The 18,039-nt window shown below is 44.5% G+C and carries 14 protein-coding genes and 1 pseudogene; 10 read left to right on the forward strand and 5 right to left on the reverse strand.

Going from position 1 to position 18,039, the window contains the following annotated elements:
* Positions 1-2: 2 nt before the first annotated feature.
* Together ACLD6A_RS05925 and ACLD6A_RS05930 are read left to right on the forward strand one after the other, a co-directional pair.
* Positions 3-1,421 (forward strand): MurT ligase domain-containing protein, encoded by a 1,419-nt coding sequence (locus ACLD6A_RS05925; RefSeq protein ID WP_410313833.1) that lies wholly within the window; start codon positions 3-5, stop codon positions 1,419-1,421.
* 5 nt (positions 1,422-1,426) lie between these two features.
* Entirely contained in the window at positions 1,427-2,221 is a 795-nt protein-coding gene (locus tag ACLD6A_RS05930) for a type 1 glutamine amidotransferase (protein WP_116794536.1), read from the forward strand.
* 97 nt (positions 2,222-2,318) lie between these two features.
* Here the strand turns inward: ACLD6A_RS05930 and upp are convergent, their stop codons facing one another.
* From upp to ACLD6A_RS05950, 4 genes are all read right to left on the reverse strand, one after another.
* Complete coding sequence (gene upp / locus ACLD6A_RS05935) at positions 2,319-2,957, reverse strand: uracil phosphoribosyltransferase (RefSeq protein ID WP_004136544.1); 639 nt, start codon at positions 2,955-2,957, stop codon at positions 2,319-2,321.
* Between the two features lie 302 nt (positions 2,958-3,259).
* Positions 3,260-3,913 (reverse strand): thymidine phosphorylase, encoded by a 654-nt coding sequence (locus tag ACLD6A_RS05940; protein ID WP_375169581.1) that lies wholly within the window; start codon positions 3,911-3,913, stop codon positions 3,260-3,262.
* Between the two features lie 46 nt (positions 3,914-3,959).
* The gene (locus ACLD6A_RS05945) at positions 3,960-5,129 is read right to left on the reverse strand and encodes an NUDIX hydrolase (protein ID WP_375169182.1); all 1,170 of its coding nucleotides are present in this window, start codon (positions 5,127-5,129) and stop codon (positions 3,960-3,962) included.
* Between the two features lie 375 nt (positions 5,130-5,504).
* Positions 5,505-7,742, reverse strand: coding sequence for an RNA degradosome polyphosphate kinase (locus ACLD6A_RS05950; RefSeq protein WP_004105851.1), 2,238 nt, complete (start codon positions 7,740-7,742; stop codon positions 5,505-5,507).
* Positions 7,743-8,352: 610 nt separating this feature from the next.
* Here ACLD6A_RS05950 and ACLD6A_RS05955 point away from each other — a divergent pair.
* From ACLD6A_RS05955 to ACLD6A_RS05965, 3 genes are all read left to right on the forward strand, one after another.
* Complete coding sequence (locus ACLD6A_RS05955) at positions 8,353-9,084, forward strand: MIP/aquaporin family protein (protein WP_375169181.1); 732 nt, start codon at positions 8,353-8,355, stop codon at positions 9,082-9,084.
* Positions 9,085-9,243: 159 nt separating this feature from the next.
* Positions 9,244-10,293 (forward strand): tRNA glutamyl-Q(34) synthetase GluQRS, encoded by a 1,050-nt coding sequence (gene gluQRS / locus ACLD6A_RS05960; RefSeq protein WP_375169180.1) that lies wholly within the window; start codon positions 9,244-9,246, stop codon positions 10,291-10,293.
* Between the two features lie 35 nt (positions 10,294-10,328).
* Positions 10,329-11,141, forward strand: coding sequence for a YggS family pyridoxal phosphate-dependent enzyme (locus tag ACLD6A_RS05965; RefSeq protein ID WP_375169179.1), 813 nt, complete (start codon positions 10,329-10,331; stop codon positions 11,139-11,141).
* A 38-nt stretch (positions 11,142-11,179) separates the two neighbouring features.
* Here the strand turns inward: ACLD6A_RS05965 and ACLD6A_RS05970 are convergent, their stop codons facing one another.
* Positions 11,180-11,995, reverse strand: coding sequence for a fumarylacetoacetate hydrolase family protein (locus ACLD6A_RS05970; RefSeq protein WP_119522357.1), 816 nt, complete (start codon positions 11,993-11,995; stop codon positions 11,180-11,182).
* Positions 11,996-12,334: 339 nt separating this feature from the next.
* Between ACLD6A_RS05970 and clpB the strand changes: the two genes are divergently transcribed.
* The 5 genes and pseudogenes from clpB to ACLD6A_RS05995 form a co-directional block, all read left to right on the forward strand.
* Positions 12,335-14,929: an ATP-dependent chaperone ClpB gene (gene clpB, locus ACLD6A_RS05975; protein WP_410313834.1), complete on the forward strand. Its 2,595-nt coding sequence runs from the start codon at positions 12,335-12,337 to the stop codon at positions 14,927-14,929.
* Between the two features lie 269 nt (positions 14,930-15,198).
* A complete protein-coding gene (locus tag ACLD6A_RS05980; protein WP_410313838.1) occupies positions 15,199-15,387 on the forward strand; it encodes a hypothetical protein in 189 nt (62 codons plus the stop codon).
* Positions 15,388-15,413: 26 nt separating this feature from the next.
* Entirely contained in the window at positions 15,414-16,181 is a 768-nt protein-coding gene (locus ACLD6A_RS05985) for an ABC transporter ATP-binding protein (RefSeq protein ID WP_410313835.1), read from the forward strand.
* A gap of 71 nt (positions 16,182-16,252) precedes the next feature.
* Positions 16,253-17,809 (forward strand): hypothetical protein, encoded by a 1,557-nt coding sequence (locus ACLD6A_RS05990; protein ID WP_375169176.1) that lies wholly within the window; start codon positions 16,253-16,255, stop codon positions 17,807-17,809.
* Positions 17,799-18,039 (forward strand): annotated as a pseudogene (locus ACLD6A_RS05995) (hypothetical protein); the annotation flags it as partial. The gene ACLD6A_RS05990 and the pseudogene ACLD6A_RS05995, both read left to right, overlap by 11 nt.

Here is an 18,039-nt window from a genome sequence, read left to right on the forward strand (position 1 = left end):
GTATGTCAAGCGGCGACCATGAATCGCGTAAAAAGTTTCACAAAGATTTGCATAAGCATTGGTACAGCTTTGCCATGCCTGCTGTTGGTAAACTTGTTTGCGCGCTTTCTAGGCTGCTTCATCATGGTGGAAGCGCATTGCCTGGTAAAGTTATTGAGAGCCTCGATTCAGGCTTTTTAGCGCGTACTCTTTCCACATTGCCATACGGAATAGTGCTTGTTTCTGGAACCAATGGCAAAACTACCACAACGCGTATGGTAACTTCTATGCTGCGCGAGGCGGGGCTTAACGTATTTACTAATCCAACCGGTTCAAACTTTACTAGAGGAGTAGTGGCAGCTCTTGCAAAAACAATGCCTGCTTTTGGTACAAAGCTAGACGCTGATATTGCAGTTTTAGAGCTAGATGAAGCGTATGCAGTGCATTTTGTAAATCAAATCAAGCCACGCTACTCTTTATTGCTAAACGTTATGCGAGACCAGCTCGACCGATTCGGCGAAATAGATACAACTGCAAAACTATTAAGCAACGTAGCTGCCACAACCGAAGGAACAGTAGTGCTAAACCGTGAGGATCCACGTATTTGTGCGCTCGCAAGCTTTGTTCCTTCCGGCGCTCGCGTGCAATATTTTGGTTTAGATGATGCTGTAAAAAGCATGTTCCCGACGGATGATGATTTGCACAATAGTTCCGAAAAAAGCGAAAATTGCGAAGATGCTGCAGAAAGCAAGGCTAACAATCTTCCTAAAGCAGACGTTGTGCTTTCAAAAGTTGGAGACCATGAGGCTGAGTTTATATTTGATGGCAAGCGTAAAACCACATCTGTAAAACTTGACGGCGCTTACAATATTTTCAACGCTGCTGCTGCAGCAACAGTAGTTCGCGCTATCTTAGCGGATGCTGCAAAACAAAATTCTGCGCTGCAAAAATTCGACGACGATGCGCTTATGGAAGCGATTTCGCACGTAACTCCTGCTTTTGGTAGAGGCGAAGTAATTGAAGTTAATGGCGCTCCTGTTGAACTTGTTTTAGTGAAGAATCCTATTGGTTTTAGGCTTGCGATTGCTTCGGATCATCCGCAAAATCACGATACCATGATTGCAATTTGCGACGAATACGCTGACGGTAGAGACATGAGCTGGCTGTGGGACGTTGATTTTGCAAGCTTTAGAAGCGCGGGAGTTTCGTGCGTTTCTGGAACTCGAGCGTGGGATATGGCTTTGCGTCTGCAATATGATAAGGTCTCATCTCGCAATGTGAATACGGATTTGGAAGAAGACGTTAAATCTTTCGTAAACGGCGATTTTAGTGGCAATGCTAAAACCGCCAAGCGTATATATTGCACGTATACTGCCATGCTTCGCGTGCGCGCGGCTTTAGCGCAACTTGCGGAAGTTAAAGACGTTGGAGTCGGAAAGTAATAGTCATGAATGGTTCCAGTGATATTAGTAAAGCAAATGCTACTTGTGAAGAAAATCGCGTGCTAGATATTGTGTCGCTATATCCAAAAGACATGAATATTTACGGCGACTACGGCAATGTGCTTACGATTATGCGCCGAGCGGAATTATACGGTTACAATCCCGTGCTCCACGAGTACAACGTTGGCGACGATTGGCCAGAGCGTGTGGATATGATTCTTGGCGGCGGCGGTCAAGATCATGGGCAAAGCAGAGTTACTGAAGATTTATTTGCGCGCGCAGACGCGATTCGTGAGCTTGCAGAAAATGGCGTTCCAATGCTTATGATTTGCGGACTTTACCAGCTTTTTGGAGAGTATTTTGAAACCGTTGAGGGTCAAAAGCTTAAAGGAATTGGAATACTTGGCGAGCATACCGTTGGTCAAGATGTGCGCATGATTGGAAATCTAGTAGAGCATAGCGCCGATTTTGGCGATATTGTGGGCTACGAGAACCATTCTGGACGCACAAGCTTGCAAGATGGAACGCAGCCACTTGGCTCGGTTGATAGTGAAAATTGCGGTAATAATGGCAAAGATCACACGGAAGGAGCGCGCAAATACAATGTTATTGGAACGTATATGCACGGCTCAGTTTTGCCGAAAAATCCGCGTCTGGCTGACTTTTTAATTCTTACGGCTGCACAAAATCGTTACGGTGAATTTGCGCCAAAGCAGACTGATTCTCAACGCACGGAGCTTGCGAAACTAGACGAATTAGCAGACCGCGCTCGCGAGGTAGCCATAACTCGTCCGCGGTAAATACAAAATAACCTGCTGAAAATCGCAAAGTGTTGCAAATCAGCAGGCTGTTTTGTAGTTTTTGATTCTAGTTTTCGTTTGATTTAGCTGGTGACTATTAGTCAATCAAGCCGTACAAGCGATCGCCAGCGTCTCCAAGGCCTGGAACAATATAAGCTTTGTCGTTCAAATGCTCATCTACAGCGCAAACAACAACCTTAAAGTCAATAGAAGGATCAAGCTCCTTCTCCAAGCGCTCTAAGCCTTCTGGGGCTGCCAAAATGTTAATAGCAGTAACATCCTTAGCGCCGCGCTCAGCCAAATAGTGCGTAGCGGCAATAAGAGTGCCACCAGTGGCAAGCATTGGGTCAAGAAGGAAGCACTGACGACCAGTTAAATCTTCTGGCAAACGGTTGGCATAAGTCACAATATCGAGCGTCTGCTCGTCGCGCTTCATGCCAAGGAATCCAACCTCAGCGGTTGGAAGAAGGCGAGTCATGCCATCGAGCATGCCAAGGCCAGCGCGCAAAACCGGCACAACCATTGGGCGTGGACGGTTCAAATGCTTGCCAGTCATCTTGCAAATAGGAGTTTCAATCTCGCGATCGCTAACTTCCAAATTGCGTGTTGCTTCGTATGCTTCGAGAGTTACCAATTCGGAAACTAACTCGCGGAAAATGTTAGAAGGTGTATTCTTATCTCGCAAAACGGTGAGCTTATGGTCCACCAGCGGATGATGTAAAACATGAAGATCCATACCTTCTAGATTAGTGCAAGCGCGGCATGTTAAGCTATCGGCGTGCCGTTATTTTTGCGCGAAATATAAACAAATGTGAGTAAAAATATATTTTATTTAAACTTATCTAACAAAATTAAGATCTAAAATCTAAAATTCAAAATTCAAAACAGAAACGATACTGACTTGCGAAAGCGCCTGTCGGCGCAAACGCCGCTCGCAGCGGCAAAAAATGGAGCCCGGGGCTTAAGCACAAGCCAGCATCATTTTGAGTATACCTTGTTTTCTGTTTTCACGCGCCGCATAATCTAATCGAAAATAATTTATTCCAACTTTCCTGCTCGCCACAATTTCGCTCCGTGAGCAAAAGATAATGAAAGCACGTGCATATTTGCGGATATGTGCAAAACCTTTGCAATTTTCTGCGTGTGTACTGTATTTGCTTGCTCTTCTAACTTTTTTGCGTAAACTCGCATTCCGTGCGCAATAATCGAAGTAAAAGCTGAAGCGCGGTAAAGCGCTACGGCAAAATCGCCTGTAAAAGCGCCGGAAAGAATAGAATCTGCAAGTCGCGCAATATCTTCTCCGGTAGGAGCTTCGTCAATTCCTGTAATAGCTGATGCGCTCGTTGCCTCAGGCTCTCCAAGACTCCAGTACTCAGCGTAAGCTTCGCGCTGCTTTCGTAGCGACGTACGCAATAAATACAGTCGCCACAACATTCCCGGAAGAGACTCAGCCTCCGCGTGACTCCACAAATCTGCAATAACCTCAATGCCTTCATTTTCAACCAAATTCAGCACGCGCTCAACGATTTCCGGCGACTGCGTTTTATGAACGCGGTTAAGTAGGACGGCGGCGGAAGTGTGGCTAATTTCGTTTACGACCTGCGGATCCGTGCCCCCTTCAATCTGCGCGAGCATTGCAGGATCCATTTGTGCAGGTCGGCTTGGGCGGGCGGCTCCTGTAGGGCTTGGCATAAAAGCAGATCTGCTTGAATGAATAGAACTCGATTGCGAATTTAAACTAGTAGACACTTGGAAGAACCTTTTCAATATCAATAATGCGAGCGCCCTTAGGGGTACTAATTATGTGCAAAACTATTGCGCTTCCCGTAGGCATGTATGGAGATTTTTGGCTGAGTATGCGTTTGTGTGCTCGAGGCTTTGTTATTTCGCGCAAATAATCGAAGAAAGTGCCAATCACTGGGCGGTGCAGGCACATGACGGTTGCGTTGTTGGTAGCGATTGCGTTGCTAGCTGCGCTTGAGTTTCGCGCGTTACTCTCAAGATTTTGTATTTCGTTTATCAGCACAGATAACGTAGATTTTGGCTGATTTTCGTGATGATCTTCAGTAAGTTCCGCAACCTGTTCTATAGGAAGTGAAGAATCGCGCGCAAAAGACGCAACCGTTTCTACGCAACGTTTCCAAGGTGACGACATGATTTTATTCGGCGCGTAACAGGCAAGTTCGCGGCCTAAAGCGTATGAAGCGGCAGCACCCAGAGGTGTGATTGGTCGAGTTGCTTCACTTCCTTGCCAAGTTTTTCGAGACTCAGCTTTACCATGACGCACTAGAAGCAACGTACTATATTCTGCTTGACTGTCGTGGAGTCTATCTAAGAAAGCGTCTAGCACTTCGCGGTCGCTATCGTGCGTAAGCTTTTTGCGCGCTTGAGAAGGAGTAAGCCATAAAACATTGCCAATTTCAGTAGGCTTAGCTGGCTTAATTGGTCCGAAAGCAGGAAGACGCTTCGCTGCAGATGGTTTGTCGATTAATCGCATCATCCAGTAGTGGATTCGCTTTATTACTTCCGGCTGAGAATTACGTGATGTGTTACCGCTTTTAGAAGTTTGCTTTTTACCTTCGCGCTCAAGCGGATACTCTATTTTGGCAATGTGCGGGCCAAGTGTGACTGAATATCCTGTTTCTTCTCCAACTTCGCGCACTGCTGTGTGACGATGCGATTCCTTCGGCTCATTCTTTCCTTTTGGCCAGCTCCAATCGTCATATTTAGGACGGTAAACAAGGCAAAGCTCGAAGTCGTCGTCGCTAGGCTTAATTGCGTCGCTAGGTTTTATTGCATTGCCGCCTATTTTTGCCTCTTCGCCTTCGTTTGAGCTGTTTGTACTATTGCGCTTGCGATAGATTATTCCGCCAGCTGCTTCAACGTATTGCGTCGTTACTGCACTCATATTCACTATTTTAGCGTTTTTCTTTCGCGAATTTTAGTTGTGCTTTATGTTTTATATATTTAATGTTTTATATTTTGTACACAGTCATGACTGATGTAAAAGTGCGTAGCAAAAGCGCTGTTATTGTTTTATGATCCTTAAACCTCCTAAAACTGGCAAATAATTGCTCAAAAAACATGCCAAAACTGGCAAATAATTACTCAAAAAACATCCTAAAACTGGCAAATGGTGCTGTAGAAGATTTTTGGCTACTGGAACGCTTGAGATTTAGGCGGTTTAGAAGGAGTAACAAACACAACAAGAGCCAGAAACAACAAGAGCCAGAAACATGTTACTGAATCTGGCTCTTGCTTATCGTTTTTTAGTTGCTTGCGATTAGTTCGCACCGCGAGGCTTACGCGTGTGGGTGTGAATTAAGTAAGCCTGGCTGTCTACGAGTGGACGACCTTCCTTATCGCGAGAATGCAAGGTATACGTGCCGTCGCCATCCATCCACCACGAAACAGTAGAATCAGCCATTTGCAAATCAATGTACTGAATCAAAGCTTCAACCTGATCTGGAGCGCTGATACGAACCAGCGTCTCAACGCGGCGGTCAAGATTGCGGTGCATTAAATCAGCCGAACCAATCCAAACTTCTGGACCGCTTGCAGGGCCGTCACCAATCTGCGGGCCGCAAGAATTAGCGAACGCGTAAATACGGCTGTGTTCAAGGAATCGGCCAAGAATAGAGCGAACGCGAATATTCTCGCTCAAACCTTCAATTCCAGGCTTAAGCGAGCAGATACCACGCTCAACAATATCAATCTTTACTCCAGCTTGCGAAGCACGATACAAAGCGTCAATAGTCTTCTCGTCAACCACAGAATTGACCTTAATCTTAATCCAAGCTTCCTTTCCAGCAAGAGCTGCGGCTTCCTCGCGCTGAATTCGCGCAATAATACCAGTTCGAACTGTTCGAGGGGCAACAAGAAGGCGGTGGAAACTAGACTTTGGCGCGTAACCAGAAAGCTGATTAAACAAGCGAGTCAAATCCTGGCCAACTACAGGATCGCAAGTAAGCAATCCCAAATCTGTGTAAAGGCGAGCAGTCTTAGGATTGTAATTACCTGTGCCAACGTGGCAGTAGCGGCGCAATCCTTCTGCTTCTTGGCGGACCACGAGCGAAAGCTTGCAGTGAGTCTTCAAACCAACAATGCCGTACACAACGTGAACACCTGCGCGCTCAAGCTTACGAGCCCAAGCAATATTCGCATCCTCGTCAAATCGTGCCTTAATCTCAACCAGCGCAAGCACCTGCTTGCCGGCGTGAGCTGCGTCAACAAGAGCGTCAATAATTGGCGAATTGCTAGACGTACGATACAAAGTTTGCTTAATTGCAAGCACTTTTGGATCTGCAGCAGCTTGCGCGAGGAACGCTTGCACGGAAGTAGAGAACGAATCGTAAGGATGATGCAACAAAATGTCATGCTCGCGAATCGAGGCGAAAATATCTTGCGCGTGGCTAGTTTCAACTTCCGCAATCTGACGGTTCGTAGTAGGAATGAACGGACGATACTTCAAATCTGGGCGATCAAGCGCCTGCAATTCAAACAATACCGTCATATCAAGCGGCGACGGCAAGCGATAAACTTCCTCAGGACTTACGCGAAGCTGATTTGCAAGAAGCTGAGAAAGGAATGGGCTGGCCTCGTTAGAAATTTCCAAACGAATTGGCGGTCCAAAGCGGCGGCGAAGGAGTTCCTTCTCCATAGCGTTGAGCAGGTTTTCTGCGTCATCTTCCTCAACGTCAATGTCCTCGTTACGCGTAACGCGGAAGGAACGAGCTTCCTTAATAATCATGCCTGGGAAAAGCGATTCTAAGTGTGCTGCAATCAGCTTTTCCATAGTAATGAAGCCGTAACGCTCTTCGCGACCTTCTTCGTCTGTTAAATCGTCAACTGGTACAAGGCGATTCAAATTATCTGGAATTTTTACGCGCGCAAAATGCGACTTTCCAGAATTTGGATTTTCGACGATAACAGCCAAGTTAATAGACTTGCCGGAGATGTATGGGAATGGGTGAGCAGGATCCACTGCAAGAGGCGTAAGAACAGGGAACACTTGCTTTTTGTAGTAATCAGACAAACGCGCCTTTTCTGATTCTGTAAGCTTATCCCAGCTGAGTAAAACAATGCGCTGCTTTGCAAGCTCAGGAAGAATGTGCTCAATAACATAGTGAGCGTGCTCATCTTGGCGGCGGTGAGTGACCTCACTAATAGCGCGCAATTGCTGACGAGGGCTTAAGCCGGATGCTGCAGTTACTGCTATTCCGGAATCTATTCTGCGCTTTAATCCTGCAACTCGAACCATAAAGAATTCGTCGAGATTTGACGCAAATATAGCAGCAAAATTAGCGCGTTCAAGTAGCGGCAAATCGGTATTTTGTGCCAACTCAAGCACGCGACGATTGAACTTCAACCAGCTTAACTCGCGGTCGAAGAAACGATCTTTTGGCAACGGTAGCTCACCCTCACGAGCTTCACGCTTTTCTGCCTTTTCATCTTCGGCGATGTGTTCGGCAATTTGACCGCGCAGTATCGCCTTTGAGGGAGCGTCAAAAATCTGTACCATACTCTGTAATTGTATGCGCTGTAAGGGAAGTGTGCGAATGAGTGTCGGGTGATTCGACACGCCGGCATTTGCTTAATTCGAACGTAAACGCACATGATAACCTTTGCATATTCACAAAAGTGTGCAATAGTTACGATTTTTTCAGTGCAATTGAACAGTATTGACAATATGTGAACAAATGCTATTTTGAGCTTTACTATCAGGCAAAAAACGATGATAATAATAATTACAAAAACAAAAAAGAGATAGCGGTAACCCACAAAAGTGTATGGATATAGAATCCGTGGACGTTGGACGGGATATTTAAGACTTTAACCGTTGCAACGAGGATGTTGTGAAGATGAAACCGCAAATATTGTTTTTGTAAATGAGAGGCTCGCCAAAGTGGCGGGCCTCTTTTGATGTGAGGGCGATTTTACTGCTCGCGCAGACTGTCGCGCGCATAAGGGAAACTATCAAAGAATAATTGTTGGAATTCATTTTCTTAGCTTCTTTGAAAATGAGAATGTATTGTGTTCCATGCTGTGCTAATCGCAATTGCGAGTTGTGAATTTATTTACGCGTGATTACGTGTGTGGAGTTTGAAACAGGTAAGAAGGATCGAAGGACCATGCAACATTCGTTTATGGCAACGTTGGCTGCAGAATTTATTGGCACTGCTATTCTTATGATTTTCGGAAACGGTGCTGTAGCAAACGTTGAATTAAAAAATACTAAAGGACACCATGCCGGTTGGCTTAATATTGCTATGGGTTACGGTTTTGGTGTGATGTTCCCAGTGCTCATGTTTGGCGGAATTTCCGGCGCGCATATCAATCCTGCTATGACAATTGCGCAAGCAGTAAACGGCATGTTCCCATGGAAGGATGTAGCTCCTTATATTGTCGCTCAGCTTTTGGGTGCATTGGTCGGTCAGCTTATTGTGTACGTAACTTATTTGCCGCACTACAACGAAACTGAGGAGCCGGGAGCTATTCTTGGCACTTTCTGCACTACGGATGCGTATAACAACAAAATTAACTACTTCCTTAACGAATTCTTTGGCACGCTTGTGCTTGTTTTGGCAGCTCTTTGCTGCCTTAAGTCTCCATGGAGTAATGGGAATTTGGCTGGCGCTTCAATTGTTGTCGGCTTCGTTGTTTGGGGCTTGGTGACTTCTATGGGCGGCCCAACTGGTCCTGCTTTGAATCCTGCTCGAGATCTTATGCCACGTTTGCTTCACGCAATTTTGCCAATTACACACAAGGGATCTTCTCGCTGGGGTGAAGCGTGGATTCCAGTTGTTGCTCCTATTGCCGGCGCAATATTGGGCGTGGTTATGTATAAGTCGTTGTTTGCATAAAACATTTGCTTGTAACTGTGATTGATTGCGGTTTATTGCGATTGGTTGCAGTTTATTGCGATTGTAAGAAGCGCGTAATGCTAGTATGAATGCGTTACGCGCTTTTTATTTTGTAAGCTTGTGTTTTTCAAGTTTGCGTTTATAAAGAAAGACGAAATCATGTTTTCGAAGTCAACTATTGCAATTGGTCGTTTTGCGCCGACTCCATCCGGACGCATGCATATTGGAAACATGGTTGCTATGCTTGCGGCTTGGCTTTCTGCAAAATCGCAAGGCGGCCAAATGCTGTTGCGCTTGGAAGATCTTGATATTGCGCGAATGCCGAAAGATGCTAGCGCGCGAGTTATCGAAGATTTGAAGTGGGCCGGCCTTGATTGGGTTGGTGAGCCGACTTATCAGCATGAGCGAACTGCAATCTACCAAGAAGCTCTCGAGGCGCTAGAATCTTTGCAAGACGACGACGGAAATTCGCTAATCTACCCTTGTTTTTGCTCGCGTTCCGATATTCGCGCGATTGCAGCTCCGCAAGAAGGCGACGGTTTCATACGCTACCCGGGTACGTGCAGAAATCTTCGCAAAACTGCGGAAGGTTTGGCACAAATCGAAAAGCGTTTGCAAAATAATCAGCAACATTCTTTAAGGCTTGCTGTTCCCTCGGCTGATTCGAGGCAAGCAAATATTGATTTTGAAGACGCGATTTTTGGTGCGCAATCGTTTAACATTAATCGCGATTTGGGGGATATGGTGATTCGCCGCGCGGATGGCGTTTTTTCATACCAACTTGCGGTTGTTGTCGACGATGTTTTGAGCGGAGTAAATCATATTGTGCGCGGACGTGATTTGCTTCGTTCGACTGCGCTTCAAATTTGGATTGGTGAGTTGCTTGAAAAATCGGGATTTTTTGCGGCTCACGGTACACATTACGTGCGTCCGCAATTTGCGCACTTGCCGCTAATTGATAACGCTCAAGGCGAGCGGCTCGCAAAAAGTAAGCACTCGCTAGACGTTGGTGCGCTTCGAGAAGCTGGCTGGAGCGCAGAGCGTATAATCGGCTACTGCATGTATCTTTTGGGATACAAAAATCCTGGTCAAAATCAGCCTGCAGATATGAGTTCTGCAGATGCTCTCGCGTTATTTAAAAGCCTTGACACGCCGTGGGATTCTGTTCGCGCAAACTTAGCTGACAAATCCGTGCCCTTCCTTGACTAAACTATGTAGTTAGGTTTGATAGATTGGGGCAATAAATGGCATATATGACGCAAAAAGATTTAGCGAATACTGAGGTCGATTGTGTTCGTGCGCGTCAAATTGCCGACGGCGTGCACAGCGTGCAAGACGCCATTGCTCAAGCCGAATCGCATTATGGTCGCAAAGCTGAGTCGGTTACGCTACTTGCCGCAACTAAAACGCGAGATGTTGGCGAAATTATGGCAGCTCTTAAAGCTGGAGTGCGCGTAATTGGGGAAAATCGCCCGCAAGAAATTGTTGCAAAAGCAGAAATTTTACGCGCACAAGCTGCTCGAGAAGGTTTAAGCGTTGGTGTAAATGGCTGCATAAATAGCGAAATTCCGCTCTACTTAATCGGTCAGCTGCAAAGCAATAAAATAAACAAAGTCTTGCCACTTGCAAATGGTATTCAGTCGGTTGACGGCATTGATCTTGCGCAAAAAATATCTGCTCGCGCGCAAAATTTGGGACTTTGCACAGACGTTATGCTGGAAGTGAACGTTTCGGGAGAAGCTACAAAATCGGGGTGCGCGCCAGAATGCGCGATTGACGAAGCGCTCGCTATATCTAGTCTTCCGGCGCTTAATTTGCGCGGATTTATGACGCTTGGAGCGCGCGTGGATGATGAAAAAATAGTGAGAAGCGGTTTTGCAGCATTGCGAGAAATTCGAGATTGTGTGAGTGAACAACTCGCGCAAGATTATGATGGAAACTCTGCAAAATTAGAGCTTTCGATGGGAATGTCTGGTGATTTTGCGTGGGCGATTGCCGAAGGCTCAACAATGGTTAGAATCGGTTCGGCAATCTTTGGCCCACGAGCATTTGTGTAGTTTTAAGTCAAAGTTTCAAGTTAAGTTGATGATTTTAGTTACGCGTGCACAATCACATTGCGCAGCGAGCCAATACCATCTACGTGCACAATCGCTTCGTCACCAGCGCGTAAAGTTCCAGCTGGGTATGGAGTTCCTGTCAAAATCACATCTCCTGGAAGAAGCGTTGAGAAGCTTGAAATCGCAGCAATTTGCTCAGGAATACTGTGAATAAGTCGAGCTGTAGTGCCGTCGGCTTCTGGCACATTTTCACCATTAAGCGTAAATGAAATATGTGCATCGCGCCAATTTAGCTCGGTTGTAATCCAAGGTCCAAGTGGGCAAGAAGTGTCGAAACCTTTTGCGCGCGTCCACATTGGGTCGCTTCCTGCGCAATCTCGTAAAGTTACGTCATTTACGCAAGTAAAGCCAAAAACGTAATTCATTGCGGTATCTGCAGTCACATTTTTGGCGATTTTGCCCATAACAACTGCCACTTCAGGCTCAAAATTCATGTCGTTTGAGCAAGCAGGAATCACAATCGGATCGTCAGGACCAATTACAGAAGTGCTCGGCTTTGTAAAAATAACCATATCTGCGGCGGTATGCGAAGAAGCCGCAGGAGAAGTAGCGCGCTCGTCATCAGAACGCGTATCGTAATTTTTTGCCAATCCGTAAACTTTTGAAGGAATTACAGGCACAAGCAAGCGCACGCCATCCGCATCCAACGCGTAACGTTTACCAGTTGGCTTAACTCCTTGCGGGCTTAAAGGATGCCCTTCAAGCGCTACTAAATAATCTTTACCGTCGGTTTCGTCTTTTTGAACGAAAGCGTATTGCGGAACTTCATTATACGAAAAACGTGCAATTCTCATGCTTTTAAGATTACGACATATTTGCTACTTAATTAAGCATTGCTTGATACTTAACTAAACTTTGCTTGCTGCTTAATTAAATTATTTGCGTAAATTATTTGCGATTGAAAGTTCTTGAAAACAAAACTTGAGTCTAGTACACTCAAGTTTTAGGAATAAAGTTATAGGAAAATCTGTTATACGTATCAGATACATGAAACTGAAAGCTCGTTAGAACTCGAAAGTATCGTCAAAAAGCTTGAAATTGCAACGAGAGTTGCAATAAAGGTTGCAATAAAAGTTGCAGCGATTTGACTTAACTGAAATGTGTTTTAGAGCTTTCGTGGAAATGAGGTAGATATGGAACAAAAGTTTACAACCTTAGCGCAAGACGCATTAAGCGACGCTGTGCAAAGTGCAGCGGCTGCTGGCAATGCGCAAGTTGACACTTTGCATTTGGCGGATGCCTTACTTCGCCAAGAGCAGGGCGTCGTTCGCGCGCTTATTGCTCAGGCGGGGGCGGACGCGCAACAAATCGGTTCTGAAATTCGTAACGCATTAGTGGCATTGCCTTCATCTACTGGTTCAACTACAACTAAGCCAGATGCAAGTCGTCAGCTTTTGGCTGCGCTAAGCCAGGCAGAAAAAGAAATGCGCGCAATGGGAGACGAATACGTTTCTACGGAACACATGCTTATTGGCATGGTTGCTAGCGCGCCAAACGCTGTTGCGGATATTTTCAAAAAGCACAACGTTTCTGCAGACGCGTTGCGTAAGGCTGTGCCAACTGTGCGCGGTGGCGCGAAAGTTACGAGTCCAGATGCGGAAGGCAACTACAAAGCGCTCGAAAAGTATTCTGTTGATATGACTGCGCGCGCTCGCGAAGGAAAGCTCGACCCAGTAATTGGACGAGACCAGGAAATTCGCCGCGTGATTCAGATTCTTTCTCGCCGCACGAAGAACAATCCTGTGCTAATTGGAGAGCCGGGCGTTGGTAAAACGGCAGTTGTAGAAGGATTGGCTCAGCGAATCGTTGCAGGAGATGTGCCTACGACTTTGCAAAACAAGCGTCTTATCAGTCTCGATTTGGCTTCGATGGTTGCAGGTTCGAAGTATCGCGGCGAGTTTGAGGAACGCTTAAAGGCAGTGTTGAAGGAAATTCAGCAATCGGACGGTCAAATTATTACGTTTATTGACGAAATTCACACTGTTGTTGGCGCAGGATCTGCAGAAGGTTCAATGGATGCTGGCAATATGCTTAAGCCAATGCTTGCGCGCGGTGAGCTGCGCTTGGTTGGTGCAACTACGCTTAACGAGTATCGTGAGCATATTGAAAAGGATTCGGCGCTTGAACGCAGATTCCAGCAAGTGTTTGTTGGCGAGCCATCTGTTGAAGACACGGTGACGATTTTGCGTGGACTTAAGCAACGTTACGAAGCACACCACAAGGTGACGATTAGTGACGATGCAATCGTAGCTGCAGCAACGCTTTCAAACCGCTATATTACTGGCAGACAGCTTCCAGATAAGGCGATTGATTTGGTGGATGAAGCGGCAGCTCACTTGCGCATGGAGCTTGATTCGCAGCCAGAAGAGATCGACGAATTGCAGCGCAAAGTTACGCGTCTTGAAATGGAAGAAATGCAATTAAAGAAGGCGGAAGATGCTGCTGCGCGCGAACGCTTAGAAAAGTTGCAGGAAGAATTAGCAAACTCGCGCGAAAAGCTTACTGGATTGAAAGCGCGTTGGGATGCGGAAAAGGCTGGCCATAACAAGGTTGGTGATTTGCGAGCGCAACTCGACGCTAAGCGCGTAGAAGCCGACAAATTCACGCGTGAAGGCAACTTGGAACAAGCAAGCCGTATTTTGTATGGCGAAATTCCAAGCATTCAAAAAGCTTTGGAAGAAGCGGAGTCTGAGGCTTCTAACGCTAAGAGTGAAGCGAAAGAGCCAATGGTTCCGGATCAGGTTGATGCTGATTCTATTGCTGGAGTCGTTAGCGAATGGACGGGCATTCCTGTTGGTCGCTTGATGCAAGGCGAAAATGAGAAGCTGCTCAACATGGAAAAAGAGCTTTCTAAGCGCGTTGTTGGCCAAAGCGAAGCAATCCAGGCTATAGCGGATGCTGTGCGCAGAAGTCGTGCTGGAATTGCAGACCCTAATCGCCCAACTGGTTCCTTCTTGTTCTTGGGTCCTACTGGCGTTGGTAAGACGGAGCTTGCTAAGGCTCTTGCCGACTTTTTGTTTGACGACGAGCGTGCAATGGTTCGCATTGATATGAGCGAGTACATGGAAAAGGCTTCCGTTTCGCGTCTAATCGGTGCTGCTCCTGGTTACATTGGCTACGAGGAAGGCGGCCAGCTTACTGAAGCTGTGCGTAGACGTCCGTATTCTGTAGTGCTTTTTGACGAAGTTGAGAAGGCGCATCCAGAAGTATTCGACGTTTTGTTGCAGGTTTTGGATGATGGTCGTTTGACTGACGGTCAGGGTAGAACGGTTGATTTTACGAATACGATTTTGATTATGACATCAAACTTGGGTTCGCAATTCCTTGTGCAAGAAGGCTTGGACGATACTGCTAAACGCAAGGCTGTTATGAACGCTGTTCACGCTGAGTTTAAGCCAGAGTTCATTAACCGTTTGGATGAGCTTGTTATGTTCCATCCGTTGAGCCGCGAAGAGCTTGGTGGAATTGTGGATATTCAAGTTCGTCAAGTGGCTGCACGCTTGAGTGATCGCCGCATTAGCTTGGATGTGAGTGATTCTGCTCGCGCTTGGCTTGCAGAGCATGGCTATGATCCAGTTTACGGTGCTCGTCCGTTGCGTAGATTGGTTCAAACGGAAATTGGCGATCAGCTTGCGCGATTGCTGCTTTCTGGAAAGGTGCATGATGGTGCACGCGTAGTCGCGGATTGTGCAGAGAGCGACGACCATGTAACTCTCAAGATTGCGTAATCTATGCATTATTTAATGTAGTCAAATAATGTAGTCAAATAAAACAAAGCGTGCTGTTTATTGGATTATTTTCCAGTAGACGGCACGCTATTTTTGTATCTGAATAAAAAATATTTGTAGAATTAACTTGTAACAAAAAGGTGGATTTCCCCCTTAATTTTTCGAGTTATTGCTGATAATTGGCATTATAGGATATGCGTATCTTTTAAAATTTTAATTGTTCTTTATAAAAATCTATTTTTTTTTTATATTGAATTCTTATAGAATAAGTGTACGTATTCAGGGCTGAATACGTTATGAAGCAGATTGAAAATGGAGATACGAATATGTTCGCAAAGAAAGGATTTGCAATAGTTGCGCTTGCTACTATTGCTTATGCTGTGCCAATTTCAGCTTATGCTCAGATGAGTGGTTCTGTAGTTGGAATAGACAGAGAAAATATACGAAGTTGTAGGTAAGTAGTCTAGTTATTAAGTGGTGAGATATGCAAGAATCATATACGGGCTCAGGTGTGCAACTTGTTAATGTGAATTTTTCGTATGGGAAGAAACAAATTTTGCATAATCTTTCTATAGATTTATCTTTTGGCATATGTGGTCTTTTGGGGCCAAATGGTGCTGGGAAAACTACTCTGCTTAACGTTATAGCGACGATTTATGCTCCCTCTAGTGGAAAACTTTTTGTTCATGGCTTTGATGTAACTTGTCGTGCGGAAAGGGCTAAAGCTCGGTCAAATATTGGTTATTTGCCACAATCATTTGAACTTATGAATGCATCGAGTGTGTTAAAAAATGTTCAATATGCCGCATGGGCGCGAGGTTTATCGTGGAGAGCTGCGTATCAAGCTGCTTGGAATGCTCTCAAACAGGTTGGCTTGGAAAAACAAGCACATCGCATCGTTGCTAAAATATCAGGAGGTCAGCGTCAGCGTGCTGGTATTGCTTGTGTGATTGCTAGTCAGCCTGCAGTACTAATACTTGATGAGCCTACTGTTGGTTTAGATCCTGAGCAGCGTATTGATATTCGTAATTTTCTTAAGTCTTATTCGCAAAAGCATACTGTTATTGTCAGTACACATTTAGTAGAAGATTTAGCAGTAATTGCGGATCGGGTTATAGTTCTTAATGAAGGAATTATATTGCTTGATGGGAAAATGGATAATCTTCTTCAATATGCTAATCGTGAAGATCTTATGGTAACTCCATGGGAATCAGGGTATAGACATTTGCTATCTAAATTTCATAAAAATTAGTAGTAGCAGTAACTAGATATGTATAGTTTCTTATTTTGTTAATGTGGTAGCAAGTAGGGATGTGATTAAATATGCGTCAATATTCTAACTTTTTAACTGAATTCAGATTTTTTACGAAAAATCATAAGAAGTGCACAATTGTTTCACATATTATGTCCCCATTATCTCTAATAAGCAGTTGTGTTTTTAGCTTATTTTTGATTGCATATCCTATTTTTTTGGGTGTGGCAAATTTTTTAGCGCATAATAATAATTATGCGCTTTGGCTAAGAATTGATGTCACGTGGATGCATTGTTTGTCTGATATTGTTGCTTGCATTTTTGGCGCATGGTGTTCATGTAAAGCTTGCTCGCCTAGATGTTTGGTTAATCCTGCGTGGTGTGCAGGAAAATCAGCCAGTCGTTACGCTATTCCTATACTAAAAGGCGCTATACTGTGCAGTTTGTTATATTGCGTAAGTATATTGCCAACAGTAATTCAGAGTGATGTAAATATTACAAATTTCCCGTATTTTCCACTATTATGTGGAGGCGTGACGCCAAGTGCATTTTTTGCAATTGGTTTTACTTTAGGAGTAATTATTGGCAATCGTTGGGCAATTGTATTCTCAGCTTTATTATCTTTTGCAATAATTTGGTGCTGTATTTATGGCGTCATTATAATGCGTAATGGCGCCATACCTCAAGGAGATATTTTTCCTAGATATTGGGGTAGTAGTTTATACGCAATACTTCCAGTGTCGGATGCTGGTATTGGTGCTGAGCCTGGTTTGCGTATGAACCCATGGTTGGTGACTTTGCGCATATTCTTTGTGTGTGTTGTTATCGTTTCATGCATTCTTTGTTGCGCGCATATTAGATATTTTTGGCAAAAGGGATCTTATTGGCGCATAAAAGCAATAAGTCTTTCTTTAATTATGCCAATAGTATGTGCTTGTTGTATAGCTATGTGGGGTCCAAAACCTTGGATTCGCTCTGGACCTTTTGTGCCTCAGTGTACGACGTTTAAAGATACTGCTTTTTCTGTTTGTGTACATCCTGAAGAAGCTTATATTCGTAAACTTCGTGCTGTTAAACATTTGAAAACTGTTGCTTCTTGGTTTCCTAAGAATCAGAGAGATTCGCAAGGCAAAGGAATTGTGCTTGTACTGGGGAATGCGTTTACTCCAACAAATACTGAAAAATCTTGGAATCTTACTAATAGTGGTTTAATAAAGTTACGTAATCTTAAAGCTACTGTTATTCAACAACAAACAGATACATTTGTTAGGCGTTCTGAGAAATATGGTGATATGACTGGTATCGCTCAAGAAGTGTTACAAAGATTTGTGCCTGCAAAATGTGCATCAAGTGCTATGAAAGAAGTATATGTAAAAAAGAATCTTGATTCAAATGCTTCTGTTACAGCATTTTTGCTTGCTCAGCTTCCTTCTCGTATAAGTAATGATGTGTATGGGTCATATGGATTTATTACAGGTGAAGCAAACGATAAAGTGGCTATGAGTATTAATAATGCTGATGATGCTAAGCTGAAACAATTTGTAAAAAATCATGTTAAAGAACTTAATCAATGCCGCATAACTCCACAACAAGTCTTATCGGAACTTGGTGATAAGCATGAAAAATAATTTTCGCGCTTGGCTTGAAGGTAGGCATTATATTGTTGCAATCGTTGCAATTTTATTGTCCGTAGTCCTTCCCTCTTTAATGCTTGTTATATTCAGATCATTTGTAACGCAGTTGCCAGTTTATGTTGGTTATATTTGTTTGCCAGATTCTGCTAATGTGCATAATGCGGTAGAAGGTATAACGTTCCAATGTCAATCTGGTAGTAGTGCTGTTAATTTTGTTGTTCCTC

Source organism: Gardnerella sp. Marseille-Q9691, assembly GCF_046507715.1.
GTDB lineage: Bacteria > Actinomycetota > Actinomycetes > Actinomycetales > Bifidobacteriaceae > Bifidobacterium > Bifidobacterium greenwoodii.

Excerpts from the sequence above, each read along its gene's own strand:
- upp (WP_004136544.1), bottom strand. The coding sequence starts at position 2,957 with ATGGATCTTCATGTTTTACATCATCCGCTGGTGGACCATAAGCTCACC.
- ACLD6A_RS05945 (WP_375169182.1), bottom strand. The coding sequence starts at position 5,129 with ATGAGTGCAGTAACGACGCAATACGTTGAAGCAGCTGGCGGAATAATC.
- gluQRS (WP_375169180.1), top strand. The coding sequence starts at position 9,244 with ATGTTTTCGAAGTCAACTATTGCAATTGGTCGTTTTGCGCCGACTCCA.
- ACLD6A_RS05925 (WP_410313833.1), top strand. The coding sequence starts at position 3 with ATGTCAAGCGGCGACCATGAATCGCGTAAAAAGTTTCACAAAGATTTG.
- ACLD6A_RS05970 (WP_119522357.1), bottom strand. The coding sequence starts at position 11,995 with ATGAGAATTGCACGTTTTTCGTATAATGAAGTTCCGCAATACGCTTTC.
- ACLD6A_RS05985 (WP_410313835.1), top strand. The coding sequence starts at position 15,414 with ATGCAAGAATCATATACGGGCTCAGGTGTGCAACTTGTTAATGTGAAT.
- clpB (WP_410313834.1), top strand. The coding sequence starts at position 12,335 with ATGGAACAAAAGTTTACAACCTTAGCGCAAGACGCATTAAGCGACGCT.
- ACLD6A_RS05990 (WP_375169176.1), top strand. The coding sequence starts at position 16,253 with ATGCGTCAATATTCTAACTTTTTAACTGAATTCAGATTTTTTACGAAA.
- ACLD6A_RS05965 (WP_375169179.1), top strand. The coding sequence starts at position 10,329 with ATGGCATATATGACGCAAAAAGATTTAGCGAATACTGAGGTCGATTGT.
- ACLD6A_RS05955 (WP_375169181.1), top strand. The coding sequence starts at position 8,353 with ATGCAACATTCGTTTATGGCAACGTTGGCTGCAGAATTTATTGGCACT.
- ACLD6A_RS05930 (WP_116794536.1), top strand. The coding sequence starts at position 1,427 with ATGAATGGTTCCAGTGATATTAGTAAAGCAAATGCTACTTGTGAAGAA.
- ACLD6A_RS05940 (WP_375169581.1), bottom strand. The coding sequence starts at position 3,913 with ATGCCAAGCCCTACAGGAGCCGCCCGCCCAAGCCGACCTGCACAAATG.
- ACLD6A_RS05950 (WP_004105851.1), bottom strand. The coding sequence starts at position 7,742 with ATGGTACAGATTTTTGACGCTCCCTCAAAGGCGATACTGCGCGGTCAA.